This is a genomic window from Pararhizobium sp., from assembly GCF_035497515.1.
In the GTDB taxonomy this organism is placed as follows: Bacteria; Pseudomonadota; Alphaproteobacteria; order Rhizobiales; family Rhizobiaceae; genus Pararhizobium.
The window spans coordinates 35,324-58,378 of the sequence record NZ_DATJDJ010000067.1 but is presented as its reverse complement, the minus strand read 5'-3'; the positions used below and the strand labels follow the sequence as shown (position 1 = coordinate 58,378).

Below are 23,055 nucleotides of genomic sequence, written 5' to 3'. Positions count from 1 at the left end.
CTGGCAGCATCCGCAGCGCGGACTGGTTTCGCCCGGCGATTTCATTCCGCTGGCCGAGGAAACCGGCCTGATCGTGCCGATCGGCGATTGGGTGCTGAACGAAGCCTGCCGCCAGAACAAGGCCTGGCAGGATGCCGGCCTGCCGGCGATCGTCGTCAGCGTCAACGTGTCGGCCCGCCAGTTCCGCGAGGGCAACTGGGTATCGCGCGTCGCGACCGCGCTGGAAGAGAGCGGGCTCGAAGCCTGTTATCTGGAACTGGAACTGACCGAAAGCCTGATCATGCAGGATGTCGGCAGCGCCATCGCCACCATGCACGAACTGGAAGCACTGGGCGTGCATCTCGCCATCGACGATTTCGGCACCGGTTATTCGTCTCTCAGCGCGCTGAAGAGCTTCCCGGTCCGCCGGTTGAAGATCGACCGTTCTTTCGTCCAGGATATTCCGGGCGATGCCGACGACAAGGCGATTACCGGTGCGATCATCTCGCTGGCGCAGAAACTGCAGATGCAGGTCATCGCCGAGGGCGTCGAGACGCAGGCCCAGGTCGATTTCCTGCGGGCCAGCGGCTGCGACGATATCCAGGGTTATCTGATCAGCCGGCCGGTTGGCGCGGCCGCCTTTGTAGCCCTCCTGTCGCGCTGAGCCGTTCCTCGTATTGTGCCTTTTTTGCATCGGTTATCACCTGTTGCACTGCGGCAGTGGGAACCCGACTGCCGCAAGCCCCGTTCCAGCCGCAATTGCCATACTTGTGGCAGGGGCCGGCGTTCATCTCCGGTATCGCTGCTTCACGTGGTCCCTGCCGCGTATCCGCCAATCCGCGTCAACGGAATTTATAGAGTTCAATGACCCTCTCCAAATCCTTTTCCCGCCGGCAGTTTCTCACCGCGTCCGGACTGGCTGTTGCGTCCGCAGGACTGGCAGGCTGCACGTCTTCAACGAATACGGATCGTTTCCGCGCAGAGACCGCCCCCTATTTCCGCGATCCGGCGCTCGAGGGCCGTTACTTCGGCCCCCGCTTCGATGGCTCGCCGGAGCGGTCCGTCGGCAACGGCCTGCCGGAAGCCCGTATAGAACCGAGCGGCCTGCCGGCGCAGTCGGCCTATTATGCAGAAATGTACGGTCCGAAATTTGATGGCGGCTTCAGCATTCCCGCTGTTCCCTATCAGCAGGTCGATGCGCGCTTCTACCGCCAGGAGGTCGACAACACCTTCGGCGAGAAGCCGGGCACGATCATCGTCGATACCGGCGAGCGCTTCCTCTATCTCATCCTGTCGAACGGTCGGGCGATGCGTTACGGCGTCGGCATCGGCCGCGAGGGCTTTGCCTGGTCGGGCAGGGGCGTCATCCAGTGGAAGCAGACCTGGCCGCGCTGGAAGCCGCCGAACGAGATGGTCGCCCGTCAGCCCCATCTCGAGCAATATTCGATCGCCAATGGCGGCATGGCGCCGGGATTGAACAATCCGCTCGGCGCGCGCGCCATGTACATCTTCAAGAATGGCGAGGATACGCTCTACCGCCTGCACGGCACGCCGGAATGGCAGTCGATCGGCAAGGCGACATCGTCGGGCTGCGTGCGGCTGATCAACCAGGATGTCATCGATCTCTACGGCCGCGTGCGCGACAAGGCCCCGATCCTGGTGATCTGATCGTTTCACGCGGGCAGATGTGTCCGAACGGGGCCTCTCAGGCCCCGTGTTTCTCGTTTTCCAGAAGCTCCGTCATGACGCGAAGGTTTTCCGGCGTCAGCGGCTTTTCGAAATAGCTTTTGACAAAGTCGTATTTCAGCGCCTTTTCACGGTCGGCGGCATGGTGTGAACTGGTCAGCATGGCCACCACCGGGGCATGTGTTTCGAACTCCTTGGTATAATGCTCCAGGAATTCGAACCCGTTCATCACCGGCATGTTGATGTCCAGGATAATCGCGTCCGGTGTCGTGTCTTTCAGCACGCCGAGCGCTTCCAGGCCGTTCATCGCCTTCAAGACCTTGATGCCGGGATCGAATCTTCGGATCGTGTAGGTGCAGATGAACAGGTCGTTTTCATCGTCATCGACGGTCAGTATCGAATGCATCTTCATGCCCTGTTGTCCTCCGGCAATGTCACGGTGAAAATGCTGCCCTTGTCCCGCCGCCTGTAGGCGACCGTGCCACCCAGGTGCTCGACGCTCTTGCGCAGGATATAGAGCCCCAGCCCGCTGCCCTGGGCATGCGTCGGGTGGAAGCGCTTGAACATTTGGAACAGTTGCGTCTCGTTTTCCATGGGAATACCGAGCCCGTTGTCGGCCACGGACAGGACGAAGCGCCCCTTAATGGTCGAGGCACGAACGAAGACCTCCGGCGATGCCTCGGCCGGGTCGTGATATTTCACCGCGTTCGACAGCAGGTTGTCGAGGATGATCTGGAAGCGGCTGAGCTTCTTGTGGATGATCATCGTTTCGGGAATGTCGATATGCACGGTCGTGCGGCGGCCGCCATCGGTAAAATGCAGCTTCTCCACCGTCTCGCCCACGGCCCGGGCAACGGCGATGGACGTATCCGGCTCGTCCAGCATCTTCGTGCGGGTGAGATAGATGATGTTCTGGATGAGATGGTCGAGCTTGCGGAAGCTCTGTTCGATGCGGGAGAGAACCGGCTGCACCTCCGTCACGCCTGCGCCTTGCCGGATCATGTCATCGGCGATCGCGATCAGCCCCAGCGACGAGGCGATCGGTGAGCGCAGGTCGTGCGAGGTCCGGTAGGAGAATTCCTCCAGTTCCGCGTTCGCATCGAGAATGTCGCGTTCATAGGCCTTGCGTTCGGAAATATCGCGAACAACGCCGCTGTAGATCACCTGGTGATCGAGATCGATGCGGGCGATGGAGAGATCGACCGGAAAGGTCGAGCCGTCCTTTCGCTGCCCTTCCGCTTCCCGCCCGCTGCCGATGATCTTGGCCTCGCCGGTTTTCCTGTAGTTCGCCAGATACTGGTCATGCTCGTCGCGATAGGGCGGCGGCATCAGCATGCGGATGTTCTGCCGCAGCATTTCATCGGCGCAATAACCGAAGATCCGCTCGCAGGCGGGATTGATGGAGAGAATTCTGCCGCGATCGTCGATGGTGATGAAACCATCGACGGCGGTGTCGATGATGGCCGCCAGCCGCTTCTGGCTTTCCGACAGTTGCAGCGCCATGCGGCGCGAGTTTTCGGCGCTTCGAAAGGCATAGACGATCAGGCAGGCGAAGACGCTGCCGGAAAGCAGCAATACGCCGAGCAGGGTGGTGCGGGCATTGGCGTTTTCGCCGGCCGGAAGCTCCTGCGTGAACAGCACCTCCTGCCGCATCAGTTCGACATAGGTCAGCGACAGGAGCAGGAGATAGGTCGCGGCCGCCAGCGTCGCCGCCACGATCGTCTGGTTATAGCCGAGCTTCTCGACGCCGGAGAAGATCAGCCCTGTCGAGAGACTGAAGAAGCAGAGCGCCGTCTGTGGCGACATGCGCGCCAGCGGCAGCCAGTCGCGCGCGGTGGTGATGCTGAGCGCATAGCCGATCAGCGCGGTGACCGAAATCATGCAGACAAGCGCGGCGCAGATCAGCCGTGCATTCGAATTTCGTCGGAGACATGCAGTCACGATCACGGCAGCGTTGATCAGGATGAAGCAGAACGCGGTGTTGGGCGCCATGCGGCCGGGATGGGCGGCATTGTTGGTAAAAAAGGGGGTGATGAATAACCGGTCGACATTGAGATCGACGGCAAGCGGGTGCTGGAAGAAAATGAGCGTCGTGAAGATTGCCGTGAGCAACGCCGGCAGCACGGCCAGGCGGGGCATGCCTGAAAACAGCAGGCAGTAGGCGATACCGGTCAACAGGAAGCTCAAGGCGGTGTTGAACTGCATGGCAAACAGCAGAGGCGCCGCTTTCGCCAGCGCGGCGGGACGCAACAGCCAGAGCGACATGACCGCGAGGCTTACCGCGATGCTCAGTCCTCCCGCGGCGACGCCAAGCCGTTCCCATGTAAACCCGCTGCGCACCGGACCGCCTCCCCGCGACAAGAATCGCTCGGAAAGATATACCGCGATGGTTGCATATTGGAAGGATGGGCTGGTGTTTTAGCTGCGCTGGTTGTCATCCAGATGGCGATTGAGATCGCTGAGCGCCGAACGAAGGGCTGCGGCTTCCTCCATGCTGCAGCCGGTCGCCTTGCCGATTTCCGTCAGGATGCCAAAGGCTTCGGTCTTCAGGTCCTGACCTTTCGGGGTCAGCCTGATGATGACCTGGCGCTCGTCGCTCTTGTCGCGCGTGCGGCTGACGAAGCCGGCTGTTTCCAGCCGCTTCAGCAGGGGAGAAAGCGTTCCGGAATCGAGCCCCAGTTCCTCGCCGATCCCCTTCACCGTCATGCTGTCCTTCTGCCACAGCGCAAGCAGCACGAGATATTGCGGGTAGGTCAAGCCGAAACGGTCAAGCAGCGGCTTGTAGGTGCGGTTGAACGCATGCGCGACGGAATAGACGGCGAAGCAGAGCTGCTGGCCTAGCGCCAGCGCTTCACCATCCTTCAGTATGGCTTTGCCGTTGTCATCATTTCCGTCCATGCTGCATTCTCTCAGTTTTGCCGACGATTTGCAATTTGCAAAATTGTATTGCGTCCAATTAAATTATGCGCTATTAAAAACGCAGGCAGACGCATTGCCCCGCAATCAACCCGCCAAACCCAGAACCAAGGAGACAGACATGCCCATTCTCTACACAACCAAGGCATCCGCCACCGGTGGCCGCGCTGGCCATGCCGTGAGTGAAAATGGCGTTCTCGATGTGACGCTGACCGTTCCGAAGGAACTGGGGGGCGATGGCGCCACCGGCACCAATCCCGAGCAACTGTTCGCAGCCGGCTATTCCGCCTGCTTCCTCGGCGCGCTGAAGTTCGTCGCCGGCAAGGAAAAGGTGAAAATTCCGGATGACGCCTCGGTCACCGCGACCGTCGGCATCGGCCCGCGCGATGACGGCACCGGCTTCTACATCACCCCGTCCATCTCGGTGAACCTGCCGGGCATCGATCGCGAAATCGGCGAAAAGCTCGTCGCCGCCGCCCACATCGTCTGCCCCTATAGCCATGCGCTGCGCACCTCCACGGAAGCCTCGGCAACGCTCGCCTGAGGCGGCCTCATCGGATCAGCACGGAAACGCCCGGCGGAGCGATCCGCCGGGTGTTTCCGTCTTCATGGGCTGATCGGAATGGCGGCTTGTCAAAAACGCCCGCAAGCGCTTCGAAGCCTCCCACCGCGCCGAACTCGCTACCGCCGCCGTCTCCCTCGGCGTCATCCATTTCTGAGGGCTGGCCGAGCCTGATTTGCCTGTTAACTTTTGAAAAAGAATTCTTCCCGCCGTAATTGTTTTCAATGCAACCCTTGCTATAAATCCATCATCGCATATCGCGGCAGGGCATTAGGTTAGTCACAGCTTAACCGCCTGATTATCGGACTAAATTGGGTGGATGGCGGAAAGCATGGCGAAGATTGTCGGGACGACGAGTGCTGAGGAAAAGCTGATCGGCACGGCCGAGGACGACATCATCATCGGTGGCCCGGGAACGAACATCCTCTATGGCAAGGGTGGCGCCGACACCTTCGTGATCAAGGCGAACCTGATCACGACGAAGAGTTCAACCTACGATACGATCAAGGACTTCCAGGTTGGTGTAGACAAGATCGATCTGTCGGTACTCGGAGTCTCTAGTTGGGATCAGTTTCAGTCCCTTGTGTACCGTGGCCCAACCTCTGTCGGCCTTGGTTTCGAATACAACAAGGTTCGGCATATCCTGAACCTGTCGAACATAACGTTCGATCAGCTTTCAGCGGACGATTTCATCTTTGATACGTCCGGCCCCCGGGTTCTGTCCGGCACCAAATATATTGACACGATTCTCGGCAGTGCGGGCGACGATACGCTGACCGGCGGTGTGAGCGATACTGTTTATGGCGGGGACGGCAATGACATCTTAAGGGGAAGCGGGACGCTCAATGGTGGAGCGGGCGATGATATGTTGAACGGATATGATGTTTCCCACGGCGGCAAGGGAAACGATACCCTGATCTGCCGTGGTTCTGTCTATGGCGATAGCGGCAGGGATATCTTCAAGCTGGTTGGTTACGGCTTTTCGTCCTCCACGATTGAAGATTTCAAGATCGGGATGGACAAGATCGATCTTTCGGAGTTTGGAATTTACAGTTTCGATCAGTTGAAACTGGTGCTGAAACCATCGCTCAGCGGCGGCTTTGCCTCTGTCGTTACATATTATGGTTCGGACGCGCCCAATTACGCCCTCCCTTCTGAGCACAGGATTCGCGATCTCAAGGTTGGTGATCTCAGTGCCTCCGACTTTATCTTCACGTCATCCGATGTAAAGCCAAGGAACGGGACCGCCCTCAACGATTTCCTCCTCGGCAGCAATGGCGCCGATGTCCTGAAGGCGGGTGCCGGTTCCGACGAAGTGTTTGCCGGCGACGGTGACGATATCATCATCGACGGCCAGGGCGGATGGAATACACTCTATGGAATGGGTGGCGCCGACACGTTCAAGCTGGCTGCCCGGTTTGTCGCGGATCTGGAAGGCACTTGGGATGTCATTGCCGATTTCGAAGTCGGAAAGGACAAGATCGACGTTTCCGCACTGGGAATATCGGATTTCGGCCAGATGCAGGCGATCCTTGAAATGCGGAATGGCAAGGATACGATTTTCGACGCCTATACATCCGAAGAGTTCAATTTCGGCGCAACGCTCAAGAATGTGTCGATGCTCGACTTGACGGCTTCCGACTTCATTTTTTCGATGAGCGGGGCGAAGAACCAGACGGGCAATCACTATTCGGGACGGATGTTCGGCAGCCGGGAGGGCGAGACGCTCAACGGCGGCGCTGGTGACGATGAAATTTACGGTGGCGGCGGAAACGACTATCTGATTGGCGGCGATGGCATCGACAAGCTTTTCGGAGGCGCCGGGAACGATATTCTCTATGGCAGAGGCGGGGATATCCTGTATGGCGGCACGGGCAATGATACGTTCTTTCTTTCCGATCGTTACTCTGTCAGCATGGTGATTGCCGATTTCGAGGTCGGTGTCGAAAAGATCGATCTAACCGCGATCGGCATATCGAGCCTGGATCAGGTTCAAGCCATCATGGTGTCGAAGAGTCCAACGGATATCGGCTTCACAGTTGAAGTCGATGGCCGTTTTGTCTCAATAACCTGGAAAAATCTCGAGCTCTCCTCTTTCACTTCACGGGATTTCATCTTCTCCAAGCGGGGAGCCCTCAATCTGACCGGGACGAGTGGCGATGACTGGTACTTCGGCAGCGTCAAGGCGGATACGCTGAAGGGTGGCGACGGCAACGATCATCTTTTGGGCGGAAATGGCAACGACATCCTTGAGGGGGGAGGGCTTGACGACACCGTTTATGGTGGCTTGGGTAATGACACCATTGATGGCGGCGAAGGCCGGGATATCCTTCACGGCGAAGCGGGCAATGATGTCATTCGTGGCGGCGAGGGTGATGACACGATTTATAACGGCCTCGGCAAGGACGCCGTCGATGGCGGTCTGGGGCTCGACAAGGTCTATTTCTCCTCGAAAACCACCCTCGATTTGACTACGCCGGCTAACAGCACCGGCGAAGCGCAAATGACCACCTATCTCAATATCGAGGAGTTTCACGGATCGGTGGCAGCCGATCGCATGGTCGGAAGTCGCGGAACCGATACGTTTTATGGCGAGGCCGGCAACGACGTCCTCAAGGGCATGGGTGGGAACGACGTGCTTCGGGGCGGAGACGGCAATGACCGGCTCGACGGCGGCGATGGCAACGACAAGGTGTTGGGCGGTGCAGGCAACGATGTGTTGAGCGGCGGTGTCGGCAAGGATCGGATCGATGGCGGGCTGGGCGACGATGTTATCATCGCCAGCAGCTACGATGATGTTCACGGCGGCATCTGGGGCTCCGACACGGTGGATTTTTCCCGGAAGGTTACTCTCAACCTGCTCGACCACAAGCTCAATACCGGCGAAGCCGAAGGCTCGGATTACTATGAGATCGAGATATTCGACGGCTCGGACGCCGATGACATCATGATCAGCGATAATTATTCCCACACGTTTATCGGTGGCGGCGGCAATGACGGGCTTGCCGGTATGGAAGGTTTCGACGTGCTTTCCGGCGGCAACGGGAATGACCTCCTCTACGGCGGCCTGGATGCCGACAAACTGACCGGCGGCAAGGGGGCGGATGTCTTCCTGTACAATTATGCGGCCGACTCCATAAATTCGGATAAGGGACGCGATACGATTTTCGACTTCTCCGCAGCCGAGGGCGATCGCATCGATCTTTTCAATATCGACGCCAGCACGAAGGTTGCCGGCGACCAGGCGTTCATCTATCTCGGAAAAGGCGCCTTCACCGGCAAGGCCGGCGAGTTGCGCTACGACAAGCTGGCATCCGACACCTACATTTACGCCGATACCAACGGCGACAAGAAAGCCGATTTCTCGATCCATCTCGACGACGCTGTCGCGCTGTCGAAGGGCTATTTCATCCTGTAATCGTCCGCGTTCCGAACAGCGCAGATCAGATCGACCAAGTGAAAACGGCGGCTCCATCGGGCCGCCGTTTTGCATTGTGAATGCCGATAAATCCTACCGCTTCAAACTACCCAGAATGCCGCGCACCAGAGCCCGTCCGAGCGAGGAGGCGACGGTGCGGGCGACGGATTTCATCGCGGCTTCGGCGACGGTTTCGCGCTGGTAGCCGGAGCGGGCCTTCGGTTTGGGTTCCGCCGGCGCGCTGTCGTTGCCGAAGCCGGGCAGGGTCCAGCCGCTGCCGCCGGGGGTGGTCGGCGGCGGGGCCTCTTCGGCTTCGCGCGAGGCTTCGGCCTGCTGCGTTGCCCTGGCGGCGCGCTTGGCCAGGAGTTCATAGGCGGATTCCCGGTCGAAATCCTCGTCGTAGAGGCCGGCGACCGGGCTGATCTTCATGACATTGGTGCGTTCTACCTCTGTCAGCGGGCCGGCGCGGGAGGAGGGCGGGCGGATCAGCGTGCGCTCGACCATCGAGGGCGAGCCCTTGCCTTCGAGCGTCGAGACCAGCGCTTCGCCGGTGCCGAGATTGGTGATCACCGTGGCGCAATCAAAGTCCGGATTGGGCCGGAACGTGTCGGCGGCCGTCTTTACCGCCTTCTGCTCGCGCGGCGTATAGGCGCGCAGAGCGTGCTGGACACGGTTGCCGAGCTGGGCCAGCACGGTTTCCGGCACATCGAGCGGGTTCTGCGTGACGAAATAAACGCCGACGCCCTTCGAGCGGATCAGGCGGACGACCTGCTCGACGCGCTCGATCAGCACTTTCGGCGCGTCGTTGAACAGCAGATGCGCCTCGTCGAAGAAGAACACCAGCTTTGGCTTGTCTGGATCGCCGACTTCGGGCAGTTCCTCGAACAGTTCCGACATCAGCCAGAGCAGGAAGGTGCCGTAGAGGCGCGGGTTCATCATCAGCTTGTCGGCGGCCAGCACCGAGATCGCGCCGCGGCCGTCGCGTGTCGTGCGCATGATATCGGAAATCTTCAGCGCCGGTTCGCCGAAGAAGTTCTTCGCACCCTGCTGCTCGAGGATCAGCAGTTCGCGCTGGATCGAGCCGACGGAGGCCTTGGAAATGAAGCCGTATTTGTTGGAAAGTTCGGTGGCGTTCTCGCCCATATAGGTGAGCATCGCCTGGAAATCCTTCAGGTCGAGCAGCGGCAGGCCGCCTTCGTCGGCGATCTTGAAGGCAATGTTGATGACGCCTTCCTGCGCATCGGTGGCGCTCATCAGGCGCGACAAAAGCAGCGGGCCCATTTCCGACATGGTGGTGCGGACGCGGTGGCCCTTTTCACCGTAGAGATCCCAGAAGATCACCGGAAACTCCTGGAAGGCAAAATCGGTAAAGCCGATCTGCTCGGCCCGCTTGGTCACCCAATCCTTGGCTTCGCCGATCGCGCCGATGCCCGACAGGTCGCCCTTCACGTCGGCGCAGAAGACCGGCACGCCGGCGTTGGAAAAGCTTTCCGCCAGTACCTGCAGCGTCACGGTCTTGCCGGTACCGGTGGCGCCGGTCACCAGGCCGTGCCGGTTGCCGAATTTCAGATCCAGATACTCGCCCTTGTTGATCGTGTCGTCCGGTTTGCGGCTGGTGCCGATATAGAGCTTTCCGTCCTCAAGCATGTGGGCCTCGTCTCCGTTTTGTCGATGAAAGCCGATGGTTTGCCTCGCCCCCCGCCCTCATCACATTGTTTTCTCAACGCAGTTATAGGAGGAGTGCCGGTCACCGGCAACAGAAGGATTGCGGTGTCACTTAACCCCGACATGGCTTTTGCGTCGCATTGTCATTTGGCCCAAGGCATGAAACGATGATTGTCTTCGCGCCATGGATACCCGGTCTGGTCGGCGCTTGAGTTTCAATCCGAGATAATTTACCTTGACGTTCACGTCAATTAAACGAGGAGAATCACCCATGAACGAACTGGTCACGCGCGTCGCGGAGAATGTCGGCATCGATCCGGCAACCGCTGAAAAGGCCATCGGCATGATGCTTGGTTTCCTGCAGCGCGAAGCTGCGGATGGTCCGGTTGCCAAGATGATCGAAGCCATACCCGGCGCGTCCGAACTCGTTGCCAAGTTCAATGGAGAAGGCTCCGGTGGCGGTGGCCTCCTCGGCGGCCTGCTCAGCGCGGTTGGCGCCGGCGGCGGCGTCATGGCGCTCGGTCAGCAGTTGATGAGCCAAGGCCTCGGCATGGGCGAAATTACAGCACTCGCCAAGGAAACCATCGGTTACGCCAAGGAAAAAGCCGGCGAGGAAACGGTTGACGAAGTCGTCGCCTCGGTTCCGGGCCTCAGCCAATTCGTCTGATCAGCCAGTTCGTCTGATCAGCGAGCGTTTTCTTTCACGGCCGTTTTTGCAGACGCAAAGATGGTCGTGAACACGACCAGGGCCAGGCCGACGCCGATCGGCGCTGCGGAGGGACCGAGCAGGTCCATGACGGCACCCGTCGCGCCGGACCCGGCGCCGCTGCCGACGGCATAGGCAAGCGTGAAGGCGGCGCTTCCCGCCACCAGCATCCCGCCCCGATATTGTTCCCCCAGCATCGTCAGCGCGCAGGTGTAGAGCGAGAAGCTCGCGGCGCCCAGCAGCGCGAAGTCGATCAGGATCGCCGCCTGCGATGTCAGGAACGGGATGACGAGGAAGGCAATGGCGGCGATGGCGGCGGTCACGGTCGCCACCTGCCGACGCGGCAGGCGATCGAGCGCCACGCCGATGAACGGTTGCGCCAGCGCCGTCGGCAGCGCCAGCACGGTGACGCTGAGCGCCGCGAAGGCTTCCGAATGGCCGGTCTTGACGAAATAGACCGGCATGACCGAGATCGCCGCGATATCCGAAAATCCGAAGGCCAGCACCATGGCGATCAAAAGGGGCGCCTTGCCGAAGAAGATGAAGACGCTGCGGGTCGAGGATGCCTCGGGTGTGGTCTTCGTGGAGAGCGTCAGGATGGCCGTGGCAAAGGCGACGAGCGCCACATAGACGGCCGTCAGCGCAAAACCGAACCCGCCCTCGGTGCCGACCAGCGGAATGACCAGCGGACCGGCGGCGAAACCACCGCAGACGCCGGCGCCATAGAGGCCGGAGACGCGACCACGCAGCCGGTCGGGGCAGGCGGCGTTCATCCAGGCTTCGCCGAGCATGAAGATCAGGCTGGCGAAGAAGCCCAGGAGAAAACGCGCCAGGAACCAGACCGGCAGCGAGGCGGTGGCGGCAAAGGTCGCCAGGCACAATGAGCAGCCGATGAGACTGACGATGATCAGCCGGTCGGTGCGGATGCGCGATGTCAGTTGCCCGAGCATCAGTGTCGAGGCGGCAAGGCCGAAGGCGAAGCCGACGGCATTGAACCCGATCATTGCCGGCGTCACGCCACGGCTTTCCAGCGTCAGCGAAATCAGCGGATAGGTGATGCCCTGCGCGACGGAAAAAGCCGATGCACCGAGAATGACGGCAACGATGGCCGCCCAGTCGGGCATAAAATCGGCTGTGGCGTTTTGCATGTGCATGCTGTCCTCCCGGCGATCCGAAGTTCGGGCCTTGGCCCTCTCATATCCGAACTTCTGCCGCAACGGAATGCTGGGAGAAATTGACTGACTTTCAACGTCATTCAGTCGGTGCGGGTTCACCGGCGATCTGGTCCTGACGCACACGGATTTGCGCGCCATCCCAGCTGTTCTATTGCTGAGCCGCCTCGTTTCCATCCGGCAATCACCCAAAAATAGTCGGCGCTGCCCCGGAGACTTTTGGCGGTGCGAGGGTAAGCTGCGCGCTCTTTCAGTCCTTCAACGATGGGGAGCAGCGTCATGGCGTCCAGTATCTTCAACACGGATTCGGTGGGTACGGGTATCCGCGCGTCGCTGGCGACCTACGAGACGGCATTCGTCGGGTTGGGCGTCACCGTCGGATCGACGGACGGAACCGCGATTAACGGTATCGGCGATGGCATCGACATCAATATCCAGGGGACCGTCATCGGCCAGACAGCGGCGATCGCGTGGGGGACGTCAAGCAACTTCGGCAGCAATCTCTTCATCGGAAAGAGCGGTTATGTCGGCGGTTTTGCGACCGGCATTTCGATGGCGGGTTTCGATGGCAGCATTGACAATCGCGGCACGATATGGAGCGCCCGCACCGGTATTGAAATCAACGCCACATCCCCGGACGGCAACCTGAAAACGACCGAGATCAACAATCGCGGCACGATCGAGGGCGAAACCGCCATCCTGAACAAGAACACCGACGCGTTGTTCCTCATCAACACCGGGACGATCGAAGGCGCGGCCTATGCCTTCTCGTCGCAGGCGGTGGCCGTGGACAACATCGTCAACAAGGGCGCGATCCTGGGCGATGTTCTGCTTGGCAGTGGCGACGACTGGTACGACGGCACGAATGGATTGCTGGATGGAACGGTCTATGGCGGCGCCGGACAGGATTACCTCATCGGCGGCAAGGGAGCGGATCATCTCGAGGGCGGCGCCGATGCCGACGATATCAGCGGTGGCGGCGGCAACGATTACATCGTCGGCGACGCGGGCACCGACCGGCTGACGGGCGGCTCCGGCAACGACGAGATCCATGGCGGCGCGGCGCAGGACACGATCGATGGCGGAACGGGGGCCGATTGCATGGTCGGCGGCTCCGGCAGCGATCTCTATCTGGTGGACAATGCCAAGGACAGCGTGATCGAGGTTTCGGGCGGCGGCAATGATGTTCTGTTCGCTCTGGTCAGCTTCGCGCTGGAATACGACCAGTCCGTCGAGCAGATGATCTTCGCCAACCTTTCGGATACCGTCAAGAACGTCGTCCTGACCGGCAACAATCTCAAGCAATCGATCATCGGCGGCGTCGGCAATGACACGCTGAATGGCGGTGGCGGCACCGACCGGCTGACAGGGCTGATCGGCGACGACACCTATATCGTCGATGGCAGTGACACCGTCGTTGAAGCGGCGGGCGAGGGAACCGATCTCGTCAAGGCGTCGGCAGCCCATACGCTGGCCGCCAATGTCGAAAACCTGACACTGATCGGCACGCTGGATTTCAACGGTACCGGCAACGAGCTTGCCAATATCGTCATCGGCAACAGCGGCAAGAACAGGCTGCAGGGCAAGGATGGCGACGATACGCTGAATGGCGGCCTTGGGCTCGACAAGCTCGTCGGCGGCCTCGGCAAGGACAGTTTCATCTTCGACACGACATTGGCGGCCGACAATATCGACACGATCAATGATTTCAGCGTCATCGACGATACGATCCGGCTGGATAACGCCGTTTTCACCGCGCTTGCCACCACGGGAATGCTATCCGCCACCGCGTTTGCGATCAACCTGACAGGCTTGGCCGGTGATGCCAGCGACCGGATCATCTTTGAAAAGGACACCGGCAAGCTGTTCTATGACGCCGATGGCACGGGTTCGGCGGTTGGTATTCAGTTCGCGCTGGTGACGAAGAACCTCGTGCTGACGGAAGCGGACTTCATCATCACCTGACTTGCTGCCGCTTTCCGCGACTGGCGCACTGGCAGGGCGGGCGGATTGACATTTACATAACGCGTTATATAACTTGTTATGTAAATGGAGGTCGGCCATGGAAGATGTCATTCGCAATCTGGGTTTTCTCTGTCTCGGATCCCGCCTGAAGCGGGTCGGCGAGCGCCTGCAGGCCGATACCCAGCAGATCATGGACGAAGTCGGCGTCGGCATCGCGTCGGGTCAGTATCCTTTGCTTGCGGCGCTCGACAGGCTCGGGCCGCTCTCCGTTGGCGATCTCGCTGAAGCGCTTGGCGTCAGCCAGCCGGGCGTAACCCGCAGCCTGTCGCAACTGGCATTGCTCGATCTCGTTCAAATCCAGTCGATCCCCGGCGACCAGAGGCGAAAGGCGGCAAGCCTTTCCACAAAAGGGGAGCGCCTCATCGCGCAGGCCAAGGCAGAGGTCTGGCCGCGCATCGAAAACGCCGTCATCGATCTCTGCGGCGGACTGGGTGGCTCGCTGCTCGCCCAGCTTGCCGCCATCGAGGACGGGCTGGCCGAGCGACCGCTCTCCCGGCGTGGTTCCGACACCTCGGGGAAAAAGCCGTGAGCCACATCCTCGACCGCCCGATCTGGAGTGCCTTGGGCACGCGTCATTCCGCCCTGGCCCAAGGCGGCGCGCTCGCTCGCCGCTATCTGCCATCCGTCAGCCTTTTCTCCGCGACCGGCGATGATCGTCCCGAAAGCCTTAAGGCTCTTCGCGCGCTTGCCTCTCCCGGCGAGACGCTGCTGGTCGTGCAATCCACCGAAGCGCTGGTGCCGGACGGCATGACCGCCGTGTCGCGCGCCTCGCTGGTGCAGATGCTGGCCGCAGAGCCGCTCCCGGAGATCGCCGATCCGCGCGTCGAACTCTTGGGCGAAGAGGATGCGCAGGCGATGCTGGAACTTGCGACCCTGACGAAGCCGGGCCCGTTCACGCTCGGCGCCCAACGCTTCGGCTCGTTCTGGGGCATCAAGCAGGGTGGAAGGCTGGTGGCCATGGCCGGAGAACGGCTGAAACAACCCGGCTATACCGAACTCAGCGGCGTCTGTACCCATCCGGATGCGCGCGGGCGGGGCCTCGGCCGCTTGATGTCGCTCTATGTTGCGGGGAAGATCTGCACGCGCGGAGAGCGCGTCTCCCTGCATTCCTACGCCACCAACACGGCGGCGATCACGCTCTACGGCTCGATCGGATTCAAGCTGCGATCCGACATGCATGTGACAGCCTTGACGCTGACGCAGTAACCTGTGCTGAAAACGCTTGCAGAGTTCAGATCGCTGTCGCCCCACGGGGTATTTGAGAATGAGCGACTTTTGGCCGCCTTCAACTGCCGGCAAAGCCGCAGCCCGCTATTTGACGAAGGCCGCCCACCATCCTCCGTCATACTCGCCCTTGCGAGAAGAGTCCTGTGACAGGCACAGGATGACGGAGGGGAAGACCCGCATCATTTTCCAGACGACCTTCAAAAATCGTCAGAAAATAACTTTGCCGGCAGTATGTTGGCTGCCTCAGGCGGCCTTGTCCCAGTCGGGCGCCAGGCCGCCGGGGCTAACGATGCGGCCGTTCGACCGGGCGAGCCTGTGGATCGCGGCGATTTCCTCGGCGGAGAGTTCGAAGTCGAAAATATCGAAATTCTCGGTCAACCGGCTTTCCGTCGCCGTCTTCGACAGCGTGACCACGTTCTTCTGCTGGACCAGCCAGCGCAACACGACCTGCGCCGCCGTCTTGCGGTGCTTCGAGCCGATATCCTTCAACAGGGGCTCGTTCGGCACCTTGCCGTCGGCCATCGCATAATAGGCGGTGATCGACATGCCGGTGGAGCGGGCGGCGTCCAGTACTTTCGTCTGGTCGAGATAGGGGTGATATTCGATCTGGTTGGTGGCGATCGGGGCTTCGCTGAGTTCCACCGATTGTGCCATCAGCGCCGTGTTGAAATTGCTGACGCCGATATTCTTCGCCTTGCCGGCCTTCCTGACCTCGTTCAGCGCGCCGATCTGCTCGGCCAGCGGCACGCCGCTGCTTGGCCAATGCAGAAGCAGGAGGTCGACATAATCCGTGCGCAGCTTCCTCAGGCTTTCATCGACCGAGGCGAGAAAATCGGCATGCTTGTAATTGTCCACCCAGACCTTGGTGGTGAGGAAAATATCGCCGCGGGCGACGCCGGAGGACTGGATTGCCTCGCCGACCTGCGCCTCGTTGCGGTAAGCCTGGGCGGTGTCGATGTGGCGGAAGCCGGTCTTGATCGCCTGTGGCAGGATGCGCAGAACATCCGGACCGGGTATGCGAAACGTACCGAATCCAAGAACGGGAATATGGGCGCCGTTGGCGCTGACAGTCTGCATGGCAATGTCCTTTCGGGAAGAAGACCCGGCGGACGGCCGGGTCTTGAATGGTGCCGTATAGATGTGGCCTTTGCCGGCCGGTTCAAGCGGCCGCTTGTACGATCGCTTCCGGCTTGCGGTCGAGCGCGCTGCTGACCAGCGTCAGGACCAGTGCACCGGTAACCAGGATGGCGCCGACCCATGGCGTTGCCTGCAAGCCGAGCGGCGAGGCGACGACCAGGCCACCGATCCAGGCGCCGGCGGCAATGCCGAGGTTGAAGGCGGCGATGTTCAGCGCCGAGGCGACATCGACGGCACCGGGGCGATGCTGCTTGGCAAGCTGCACGACATAGAGTTGCAGGCCGGGCACGTTGGCGAACGACAGGAAGCCGAGGGCAGCGAGCGTGATCAGCGCCGGCACGGCCGAGACCGAGGTAAAGGTGAAGATCACCAGCACGATTGCCTGCGCGGCAAACAGAAAGGTGAGCGCCTTCACCGGATTGCGGTCGGCAATGCGGCCGCCGACGATATTGCCGGCGGCGATCGCCAGCCCATAGAGCACCAGCACGAGGCTGACCGAGGCGGCGGCAAAGCCGGTGACGTCCTGCAGCATCGGCGCCAGAAAGGTGAAGGTGACGAAGGTGCCGCCGTAGCCGAGAGCCGTCATGGCGAAGACGAGCAGCAGCCGGCCCGAACCGAGGACACGGACCTGATCGAGAATGCTCGCCGGCGCCGCCTTGGACAGCGTCGAGGGCAGGAGCAGGGCAATTGCGGTCAATGCGATGGCGCCGAGGCCTGCGACGGCAAAGAACGTGGCGCGCCAGCCAAACGTCTGGCCGATCAGCGTGCCGAGCGGAACGCCGGTAACGATGGCGACCGTCAGGCCCATGAACATCAGCGCGATGGCCGAGGCGCGACGGTTTTCCGGCACGAGGTCGGCCGCAATGGTGGCGCCGACGGAGAAGAAGACGCCATGGGCGAAGGCAGACAGGACGCGGGCGACGAGCAGTATTTCATAGCTGGGGCTCAGCGCGGCCAGCGTGTTGCCCACGATGAACAGGGCCATCAGGCCAAGCAGCAGCGGCTTGCGTTCGATCCGGCCGGTCAGTGCCGTCAGGATCGGCGCGCCGAAGGTGACGCCGAGCGCATAGATGGAAACGATGAGACCGGCGAGCGGCAGGGTGATGCCGAGGTCGGTCGCCACGGTCGGCAACAGGCCGACAATGACGAATTCGGTGGTTCCGATCGCGTAGGCCGCGATCGTCAGGGCAAAGAGGGCAAGTGGCATGGAAGCACCTTTTCCGCCCGAGGAGGGCGGGCGTGGTTGGTGGCGGTCGAGGACCGTCGGGGTTTCGTTGGCTGGAATATGGGCCAAAGCCACTTGCGCGATAATCTGGAGGAATGGATAAATGGCTGTGAAATGAATTCACAGGGAGAAAGCCGTGGACAACCGGGCAGGGGAGATGGAAGTCTTCGTCGCAGCGGCGGAACTCAAGAGTTTCTCGGCCGCCGGACGGCGGTTGAACCTGTCGCCCTCGGCCGTCAGCAAGCTGGTGACCCGCATCGAGGACCGGCTCGGCACGCGCCTCCTGGTGCGCACCACCCGCTCGCTGCTCCTGACGCCGGAAGGCGAAATCTATCTTTCCCGCGCGCAGCGGATCCTTGCCGAGATCGCCGAGACCGAGCAGATGGTGGCCAATGGCGGCCGGGCGACGCCGCGCGGCCTGTTGCGTATCAACGCCACCGTTGGCTTTGGCGAACGCTATATCCTGCCGCTGGCGGGGGAATTCCTGGCACTTTATCCGCAGGTGCGGCTCGATATTTCGCTGACCGACGGCGTCATCGACCTGGTCGAGGAGCGCACCGATATCGCCATCCGCGTCGGCCCGATGCGCGATTCAGCGTTGAAGGCGCGCAAGCTGATGGAGAGTTATCGTATCACCGTGGCGACGCCGGACTATCTTGAGCGGCATGGTGTCCCCAGTACGCCGGATGAACTCATCCATCACAACTGCATCACCTTCACCTTCGGACGACATCCCGGCGAATGGTTGTTCCGCGACCCGGCAAACCAGACCCTCTACAATCGGCCGGCGCCGGGCAACGTGCAGGCCTCCAGCGGTTCGATTGCCCGCAATCTATGCCTCACGAGCCTCGGTATTGCCCGCATCGGAAAATTCGACGTCGATCCATTCATCGAAAAGGGCGCGCTGGTGGAGGTCCTGGCGGATTACAATCCGCACGAGCCGGAACAGGTTCATGCGGTCTTCGCCGGACATGAACATCTGGCGGCCCGCATCCGGGCGTTCATCGATTTTCTGGCCGCAAAGATGTGAAGTTCAAGACCGCGGCTGCCTACCCCCTCTGTCACGCAGTAACAGAGGGGGTAAATCCCCTCAATTTCCGAGCCGATTGAAGCCGCCTCAGGCCGTCGGCTTCAGCGAAGCGATCATCTGCTGCAACTCCGGACCATGCTGTTCCTGCATGCCCTTCGTGCCCCAATAGGTGATGACCAGGATTTTCCCTGGTTTTGGCGAGACGAAGGTCAGGCTGATGCTGACATCGCCGTCGTTGTCCTTGCCGTCCCAGTCGAGGCTGGTGGCCTTCATGCCGTTGAGTTCGCCGCTCGATTCCTTCTGCGTGGCGAGATCGACGGTGACGCCGCTCGTCTTCAGATATTCGACGCAGCCGTCGATGACTTCCTGCGTGCCTTCCTCGTCGGTGACGTCGATGGCCAGATAAATCGCATCGTCGCCGGCATTGGCCTCGATACCGTCATCGGTGACCGTCGGGCTCCAACTGTCTGGAATGCTGATCGATGCGACGGGCTCGTCGTTCGGAAACGAAAGGTCCGCTGCATAGGATGCGGTCGGCAAAAAGGCGGCGAACAATGCCGCGGTGATCAATTTTTTCATAAAGTTACCTCTTCATTTTCGCGGGTTCTTGGAATGAATGCAGTCTGGTTCATAGGAATAAAGGCAATTCTGCCGGCCGTGCCGGCATCGTATGGCAGTGTCGGTCCGCGTCCGCCGGCCATTACAGCACCGCGCGTCAAATATGACGCGCAAAGGTCGTTGTAACACTTTAAAAATACTGCATAATTTTAGCCCTAAATCGATTCCGATTTAAGGAGTTATGCAGTAGGCCTTGAAAGGCCATGCGGACCTGTCCACATGCCTAGAAATACCTGAAATTCCGCTGGAGATAGCGTCCAATTTTGGGGCATTGTCGTCCCGCGTCGCATCTTTGATGCGGGCGCGGCCATGATCCCCTGGAACAGCACCCGCCGGCCTGAAAATCCTCGACCGAGACCCTTTGAATGCCCAAGCAAAGAACCATGTCCCTGACGCCCGATCTCGTTGCCCTCTGCCACCGCGAGGAAGCCGATCCCGGTCCCGATCCGACGCTCGCCAAGCTCGATGACGAGGATTTCCGGCGGCTTGCCCAAAAGCTCGAAAGCGAATGCGATCCGGGCGGACTATGGGTCTTCGCGTACGGCTCGCTGATCTGGAAACCGGAATTCGAGGCGATCGACAATATGCGGGCAACCGCGTTCGGCTGGCATCGCGCTTTCTCCCTGTCGATCAAGCGGTGGCGCGGTTCGACCGAGCAGCCGGGCCTGATGATGGCGCTGGAACGCGGCGGCCGCTGCGAGGGCGTCATCTACCGCCTGCCGGATGACGACCGGGTGCAGCAGATCGAACGCATGCTGCGCCGCGAGGTCACCTATCACGAGGGCGTGCGCTCGGTGCGCTGGCTGCCGGTCCGCACCGCCGCCGGCACGCTCAAGGCGCTGGGTTTCTGGGTGGGCGTCACGGGAGAGCGGCGGGCATTGCCGGGTGAATCACCGGAAGTCGTCGCCTCCATCCTGGCGCGCGCCTGTGGTCACGTTGGGTCCTGCGCCGAATATCTCTACAACACCGTCTCGCACCTGGAGGATGTCGGTATTCGCGACCGCAACCTCTGGCGGCTTCAGCATCTGGTGGCACGAGAAATCCACTCCATCCATGGCCTCGACCAGCCTTCCCTGGGATAGAATGACCGCATCCGCTCTTCAGTCTTTCACCGCCACGATGAACAGCCTTGGGAATCTGAGGACGACGCGGCCGTCCGAAAGCGGCGGGTAGGCGGCGCGGATGCGCTCCAGATAGGCGGCCAGGTAGTCGTTCCGCACGGACGCGGGCAGGACGTCGAGATAGGGGCGCAGGCCGGTGCCCTTGACCCATTCGACGATGGCTTCCGCATTGGCGAGGCGGTGATAGTAGACCGTGTGCCAGACATCGACATAGCCGGATTTCGGCATCAGCCGGTTGAGATAGACATCCGGCCCCGGCAGCGGGTCGCGGCGCTTCCAGCCCTTCGGATAGAACTGAGAAAAGCGCGGATCCTCGGCCAGTTCCTGCATGCTGACATGCGTCGGCTCGTCGAGATTGTCGGGCATCTGCACGGCGAGAACGCCGCCGGGCAGCAGCGTGTCCATCAGCCGGTCGAAGGCGCTCAGGTGATCCGGCAGCCACTGGAACACGGCATTGGCGAAGAACAGCGCCGCCGGCTCGAGCGGAGCCCATTGCGTCAGGTCTCCTTGCTCGAAGGTTATGTCCGTCAGCCGCTTGCGGGCGGCTTCCAGCATGTTGCCGTCGCTGTCGATGCCGGTGAGCAGGTAGACGGGAAAGCGGTCGCGGATCAGTTCCGTGGAATTGCCCGGGCCGCAGCCGAGATCGTAGAGCGGCCCGTCGGGAATGCTGGAGACCTGGTGGAGCAGATCGCGGGCAGGGCGGGTGCGCTCGTCCTCGAACTTCACATATTGTTCCGCCGACCAGGCCATCGTCGTCTCCGTGATGTGTTACAGGCTTTCCAGCGAGGGCAGGATCAGCGCCGGACCGAAATCGGCATATTCGTCCGGCATGTCGCCGCGATTGATCCAGACGGTGCGGAAGCCGAATTTGGTGGCCCCGGCAATATCCCAGCGATTGGACGACTGGAAGGACACGGCATCGGGATAAAGCCGGTAGCTGGTCGTCACCATGTCATAGACGGCGGGCGCCGTCTTGAAGGAACGCACCGCCTCGACCGAAAAGATGTCGTCGATGATGAGGTCCAGCCCCGCCTTCTTCACGGCCGATTGCAGCATCTGCGGCGTGCCGTTCGACAGGATGGCGATGCGGGCGCCGCGATCCTTGAGATTCTTCAGGACGGCCGGCACTTCCGGATAGCAATCCAGATGCCAGTAGGCATCCAGCAGCGCCGCCTTCAGGCCACGGTCGGCGGAGGGAAAACGCGCGAAAGCGAAGTCCAGCGACTGTTCCGTCAGCGTCCAGAAGTCGGTGTACTGGCCCATCAGTGCCCGGATCCAGGAATATTCTAGCTGCTTGGCACGCCACAGGGTGGAAAACGCCTCGCCGTCCGGACCGATCGCCCCGGCATGCTTGCGCACGGCCGCATGCACGTCGAACAATGTGCCATAGGCATCGAACACATAGGCAGCATGAGACATAGAGGTCCTCCCATTATTCCGTTCGCGGCGGTCGCCTTGCTCCTGAAAGGCGGGACGCCGCGTCTTTATCGATCGCGTCCCCGGTTTGCGCCAGAGATTTCGCGATCAACGCTTGTCTGCGGTAGTTGGTTGGGATCATGTCAAAAATTTGTGCGACGCACAATCATTCGACGCAGGAAGCAGGATCAACTTTTCGCCGGTTTCCAGACCTTGGCGGGAAAACGCAAGGCCTGCTTGGCGAGCTTGCCCTTGAGGCCGAGCACGTTATCGCAGAGTCCTGTCACATACCGGTTCGGCTTGGCTTCCGGGCGCAGGCCGTGCAGTGCGGCGGCGGCCTCTTCCGGGTCCATGTAGCGCGCCAGGATGCCGAGCGTCAGCGCCGTCGATCGGCCGATGCCGCGCAGGCAGTGGATGAGCAGATGGGCATCCTGCGGCAGTTGATCGACGAAGGCGAAAGCCCGTTCGATCGCCTCGGCGCGGGCCGCATCAGGTTCGTCCGGATCCATGACGTCTCCGAACAGCAGTTCGAGATGGCGCTCTGCGGGAAGGTCGATCATCGACAGAAGCTTGGAACCCGTCGCGCGGATCGAGATCAGGTGCGTCGGCGCCCAGAGCGTCCGGTTGTGCCGCGCCTCGGTCTGCGAACTGACGATAATCCGGATCGGCCAGCCGTTCGGATGGGCGGGGTTGGTTTCGAGCAGGGGAGCATAGAGCGCCTCCGTCTGCTTCTCGACTGCCTGCTTTTCCGCCGCCAGTGCCATGGATCGCCTCTTTTGATTCCCCTGATGAGAGGCAAAATAGCGATGCCTCATGGACGCGAAAAGAGCAAAATCGCGCCGGCTTCATCTTTCGGCCCCTCACTGAATGATCATTGGCCATACATTCCGGAAAATCGGGCGGCGGCTATGCCTTTTTCTTCTTCGCCGCTGCCTTCTTGACCGGGATTGCAACGGTCGGCTCCTGGGCGAGCCGCAGTGCCTTGAGCATCGCCGTTTTCTTGTTTCGAGCAATCAGTTCGGCGTTGATGATGCCGAGAGCCGCCGCGCTCGTCTCCTCAGCGCTTCGGCGCACTGTCACCTTCGGTGGGGCCTTGACGTCATTTTTGTTTGCCAATGTGATGCACTCGCTTTTCGGTCGGAGGGGCTGCGG

General features: G+C 61.0%; 22 protein-coding genes. 10 read left to right on the top strand and 12 right to left on the bottom strand.

Translation table 11 applies throughout. The annotated features are described in order from the left end of the window. Together VL202_RS07925 and VL202_RS07920 are read left to right on the top strand one after the other, a co-directional pair. Nucleotides 1–643, top strand: a 643-nt coding sequence (locus tag VL202_RS07925) for an EAL domain-containing protein (RefSeq protein ID WP_325463586.1), incomplete at its 5' end; no start/stop codon positions are given. A gap of 200 nt (nucleotides 644–843) precedes the next feature. After that, nucleotides 844–1,647, top strand: coding sequence for a L,D-transpeptidase family protein (locus VL202_RS07920; protein WP_325463585.1), 804 nt, complete (start codon nucleotides 844–846; stop codon nucleotides 1,645–1,647). 37 nt (nucleotides 1,648–1,684) lie between these two features. On the opposite strand, the gene VL202_RS07915 is transcribed toward VL202_RS07920, so the two are convergent. From VL202_RS07915 to VL202_RS07905, 3 genes are all read right to left on the bottom strand, one after another. Beyond that, on the bottom strand, nucleotides 1,685–2,077 hold the full coding sequence (locus tag VL202_RS07915; protein ID WP_325463584.1) for a response regulator: 393 nt from the start codon (nucleotides 2,075–2,077) through the stop codon (nucleotides 1,685–1,687). Next, on the bottom strand, nucleotides 2,074–4,005 hold the full coding sequence (locus VL202_RS07910) for a PAS domain-containing sensor histidine kinase (RefSeq protein ID WP_325463583.1): 1,932 nt from the start codon (nucleotides 4,003–4,005) through the stop codon (nucleotides 2,074–2,076). The genes VL202_RS07915 and VL202_RS07910 overlap by 4 nt, the downstream gene beginning before the upstream one ends. Nucleotides 4,006–4,083: 78 nt before the next feature. Then, a complete protein-coding gene (locus VL202_RS07905) occupies nucleotides 4,084–4,563 on the bottom strand; it encodes a MarR family transcriptional regulator (protein WP_325463582.1) in 480 nt (159 codons plus the stop codon). A gap of 139 nt (nucleotides 4,564–4,702) precedes the next feature. On the opposite strand from VL202_RS07905, the gene VL202_RS07900 reads away from it, so the two are divergent. Together VL202_RS07900 and VL202_RS07895 are read left to right on the top strand one after the other, a co-directional pair. Next, nucleotides 4,703–5,125 (top strand): organic hydroperoxide resistance protein, encoded by a 423-nt coding sequence (locus tag VL202_RS07900; RefSeq protein WP_325463581.1) that lies wholly within the window; start codon nucleotides 4,703–4,705, stop codon nucleotides 5,123–5,125. A gap of 349 nt (nucleotides 5,126–5,474) precedes the next feature. Then, the gene (locus tag VL202_RS07895; protein WP_325463580.1) at nucleotides 5,475–8,561 is read left to right on the top strand and encodes a calcium-binding protein; all 3,087 of its coding nucleotides are present in this window, start codon (nucleotides 5,475–5,477) and stop codon (nucleotides 8,559–8,561) included. A 93-nt stretch (nucleotides 8,562–8,654) separates the two neighbouring features. Here VL202_RS07895 and VL202_RS07890 read toward each other — a convergent pair whose 3' ends face one another. Next, a complete protein-coding gene (locus tag VL202_RS07890; protein WP_325463579.1) occupies nucleotides 8,655–10,208 on the bottom strand; it encodes a DUF853 domain-containing protein in 1,554 nt (517 codons plus the stop codon). 289 nt (nucleotides 10,209–10,497) lie between these two features. On the opposite strand from VL202_RS07890, the gene VL202_RS07885 reads away from it, so the two are divergent. Next, nucleotides 10,498–10,893, top strand: coding sequence for a hypothetical protein (locus VL202_RS07885; RefSeq protein WP_325463578.1), 396 nt, complete (start codon nucleotides 10,498–10,500; stop codon nucleotides 10,891–10,893). Nucleotides 10,894–10,910: 17 nt separating this feature from the next. On the opposite strand, the gene VL202_RS07880 is transcribed toward VL202_RS07885, so the two are convergent. Next, nucleotides 10,911–12,080, bottom strand: coding sequence for an MFS transporter (locus VL202_RS07880; protein WP_325463577.1), 1,170 nt, complete (start codon nucleotides 12,078–12,080; stop codon nucleotides 10,911–10,913). 303 nt (nucleotides 12,081–12,383) lie between these two features. Here VL202_RS07880 and VL202_RS07875 point away from each other — a divergent pair, with 303 nt between their 5' ends. The 3 genes from VL202_RS07875 (at nucleotide 12,384) to VL202_RS07865 (ending at nucleotide 15,335) form a co-directional block, all read left to right on the top strand. Beyond that, complete coding sequence (locus VL202_RS07875; protein ID WP_325463576.1) at nucleotides 12,384–14,069, top strand: calcium-binding protein; 1,686 nt, start codon at nucleotides 12,384–12,386, stop codon at nucleotides 14,067–14,069. 97 nt (nucleotides 14,070–14,166) lie between these two features. Beyond that, nucleotides 14,167–14,658: a MarR family winged helix-turn-helix transcriptional regulator gene (locus tag VL202_RS07870; protein WP_325463575.1), complete on the top strand. Its 492-nt coding sequence runs from the start codon at nucleotides 14,167–14,169 to the stop codon at nucleotides 14,656–14,658. Continuing rightward, on the top strand, nucleotides 14,655–15,335 hold the full coding sequence (locus VL202_RS07865; RefSeq protein ID WP_325463574.1) for a GNAT family N-acetyltransferase: 681 nt from the start codon (nucleotides 14,655–14,657) through the stop codon (nucleotides 15,333–15,335). Before VL202_RS07870 ends, VL202_RS07865 begins: the two co-directional genes overlap by 4 nt. A 264-nt stretch (nucleotides 15,336–15,599) precedes the next feature. Here VL202_RS07865 and VL202_RS07860 read toward each other — a convergent pair whose 3' ends face one another. Both VL202_RS07860 and VL202_RS07855 read right to left on the bottom strand, forming a co-directional pair. Beyond that, nucleotides 15,600–16,433 carry an aldo/keto reductase gene (locus VL202_RS07860; RefSeq protein ID WP_325463573.1) on the bottom strand — a complete coding sequence of 278 codons (834 nt, stop codon included), beginning with the start codon at nucleotides 16,431–16,433 and terminating at the stop codon, nucleotides 15,600–15,602. 82 nt (nucleotides 16,434–16,515) lie between these two features. Beyond that, the gene (locus tag VL202_RS07855) at nucleotides 16,516–17,700 is read right to left on the bottom strand and encodes an MFS transporter (protein ID WP_325463572.1); all 1,185 of its coding nucleotides are present in this window, start codon (nucleotides 17,698–17,700) and stop codon (nucleotides 16,516–16,518) included. A 154-nt stretch (nucleotides 17,701–17,854) separates the two neighbouring features. Between VL202_RS07855 and VL202_RS07850 the strand changes: the two genes are divergently transcribed. Then, nucleotides 17,855–18,748: a LysR family transcriptional regulator gene (locus tag VL202_RS07850; RefSeq protein WP_325463571.1), complete on the top strand. Its 894-nt coding sequence runs from the start codon at nucleotides 17,855–17,857 to the stop codon at nucleotides 18,746–18,748. Between the two features lie 87 nt (nucleotides 18,749–18,835). Here VL202_RS07850 and VL202_RS07845 read toward each other — a convergent pair whose 3' ends face one another. Beyond that, nucleotides 18,836–19,327, bottom strand: a complete 492-nt coding sequence (locus tag VL202_RS07845; RefSeq protein WP_325463570.1) for a histidine kinase — start codon at nucleotides 19,325–19,327, stop codon at nucleotides 18,836–18,838. A 422-nt stretch (nucleotides 19,328–19,749) separates the two neighbouring features. Between VL202_RS07845 and VL202_RS07840 the strand changes: the two genes are divergently transcribed. After that, on the top strand, nucleotides 19,750–20,448 hold the full coding sequence (locus tag VL202_RS07840; RefSeq protein ID WP_325463569.1) for a gamma-glutamylcyclotransferase: 699 nt from the start codon (nucleotides 19,750–19,752) through the stop codon (nucleotides 20,446–20,448). A gap of 18 nt (nucleotides 20,449–20,466) precedes the next feature. Here the strand turns inward: VL202_RS07840 and tam are convergent, their stop codons facing one another. The 4 genes from tam to VL202_RS07820 form a co-directional block, all read right to left on the bottom strand. Next, nucleotides 20,467–21,237 carry a trans-aconitate 2-methyltransferase gene (gene tam, locus VL202_RS07835; protein WP_325463568.1) on the bottom strand — a complete coding sequence of 257 codons (771 nt, stop codon included), beginning with the start codon at nucleotides 21,235–21,237 and terminating at the stop codon, nucleotides 20,467–20,469. A gap of 18 nt (nucleotides 21,238–21,255) precedes the next feature. Beyond that, nucleotides 21,256–21,906, bottom strand: a complete 651-nt coding sequence (locus tag VL202_RS07830) for a haloacid dehalogenase type II (RefSeq protein WP_325463567.1) — start codon at nucleotides 21,904–21,906, stop codon at nucleotides 21,256–21,258. A 185-nt stretch (nucleotides 21,907–22,091) separates the two neighbouring features. Continuing rightward, on the bottom strand, nucleotides 22,092–22,667 hold the full coding sequence (locus tag VL202_RS07825; RefSeq protein ID WP_325463566.1) for a phosphatase: 576 nt from the start codon (nucleotides 22,665–22,667) through the stop codon (nucleotides 22,092–22,094). A gap of 142 nt (nucleotides 22,668–22,809) precedes the next feature. Further along, complete coding sequence (locus tag VL202_RS07820; RefSeq protein ID WP_325463565.1) at nucleotides 22,810–23,019, bottom strand: hypothetical protein; 210 nt, start codon at nucleotides 23,017–23,019, stop codon at nucleotides 22,810–22,812. Between the last annotated feature and the right edge of the window lie 36 nt (nucleotides 23,020–23,055).

Excerpts from the sequence above, each read along its gene's own strand:
- VL202_RS07860 (WP_325463573.1), bottom strand. The coding sequence starts at position 16,433 with ATGCAGACTGTCAGCGCCAACGGCGCCCATATTCCCGTTCTTGGATTC.
- VL202_RS07855 (WP_325463572.1), bottom strand. The coding sequence starts at position 17,700 with ATGCCACTTGCCCTCTTTGCCCTGACGATCGCGGCCTACGCGATCGGA.
- VL202_RS07895 (WP_325463580.1), top strand. The coding sequence starts at position 5,475 with ATGGCGAAGATTGTCGGGACGACGAGTGCTGAGGAAAAGCTGATCGGC.
- VL202_RS07915 (WP_325463584.1), bottom strand. The coding sequence starts at position 2,077 with ATGAAGATGCATTCGATACTGACCGTCGATGACGATGAAAACGACCTG.
- VL202_RS07830 (WP_325463567.1), bottom strand. The coding sequence starts at position 21,906 with ATGTCTCATGCTGCCTATGTGTTCGATGCCTATGGCACATTGTTCGAC.
- tam (WP_325463568.1), bottom strand. The coding sequence starts at position 21,237 with ATGGCCTGGTCGGCGGAACAATATGTGAAGTTCGAGGACGAGCGCACC.
- VL202_RS07900 (WP_325463581.1), top strand. The coding sequence starts at position 4,703 with ATGCCCATTCTCTACACAACCAAGGCATCCGCCACCGGTGGCCGCGCT.
- VL202_RS07920 (WP_325463585.1), top strand. The coding sequence starts at position 844 with ATGACCCTCTCCAAATCCTTTTCCCGCCGGCAGTTTCTCACCGCGTCC.
- VL202_RS07905 (WP_325463582.1), bottom strand. The coding sequence starts at position 4,563 with ATGGACGGAAATGATGACAACGGCAAAGCCATACTGAAGGATGGTGAA.
- VL202_RS07845 (WP_325463570.1), bottom strand. The coding sequence starts at position 19,327 with ATGAAAAAATTGATCACCGCGGCATTGTTCGCCGCCTTTTTGCCGACC.
- VL202_RS07880 (WP_325463577.1), bottom strand. The coding sequence starts at position 12,080 with ATGCAAAACGCCACAGCCGATTTTATGCCCGACTGGGCGGCCATCGTT.
- VL202_RS07890 (WP_325463579.1), bottom strand. The coding sequence starts at position 10,208 with ATGCTTGAGGACGGAAAGCTCTATATCGGCACCAGCCGCAAACCGGAC.
- VL202_RS07840 (WP_325463569.1), top strand. The coding sequence starts at position 19,750 with ATGTCCCTGACGCCCGATCTCGTTGCCCTCTGCCACCGCGAGGAAGCC.
- VL202_RS07875 (WP_325463576.1), top strand. The coding sequence starts at position 12,384 with ATGGCGTCCAGTATCTTCAACACGGATTCGGTGGGTACGGGTATCCGC.
- VL202_RS07825 (WP_325463566.1), bottom strand. The coding sequence starts at position 22,667 with ATGGCACTGGCGGCGGAAAAGCAGGCAGTCGAGAAGCAGACGGAGGCG.
- VL202_RS07870 (WP_325463575.1), top strand. The coding sequence starts at position 14,167 with ATGGAAGATGTCATTCGCAATCTGGGTTTTCTCTGTCTCGGATCCCGC.
- VL202_RS07885 (WP_325463578.1), top strand. The coding sequence starts at position 10,498 with ATGAACGAACTGGTCACGCGCGTCGCGGAGAATGTCGGCATCGATCCG.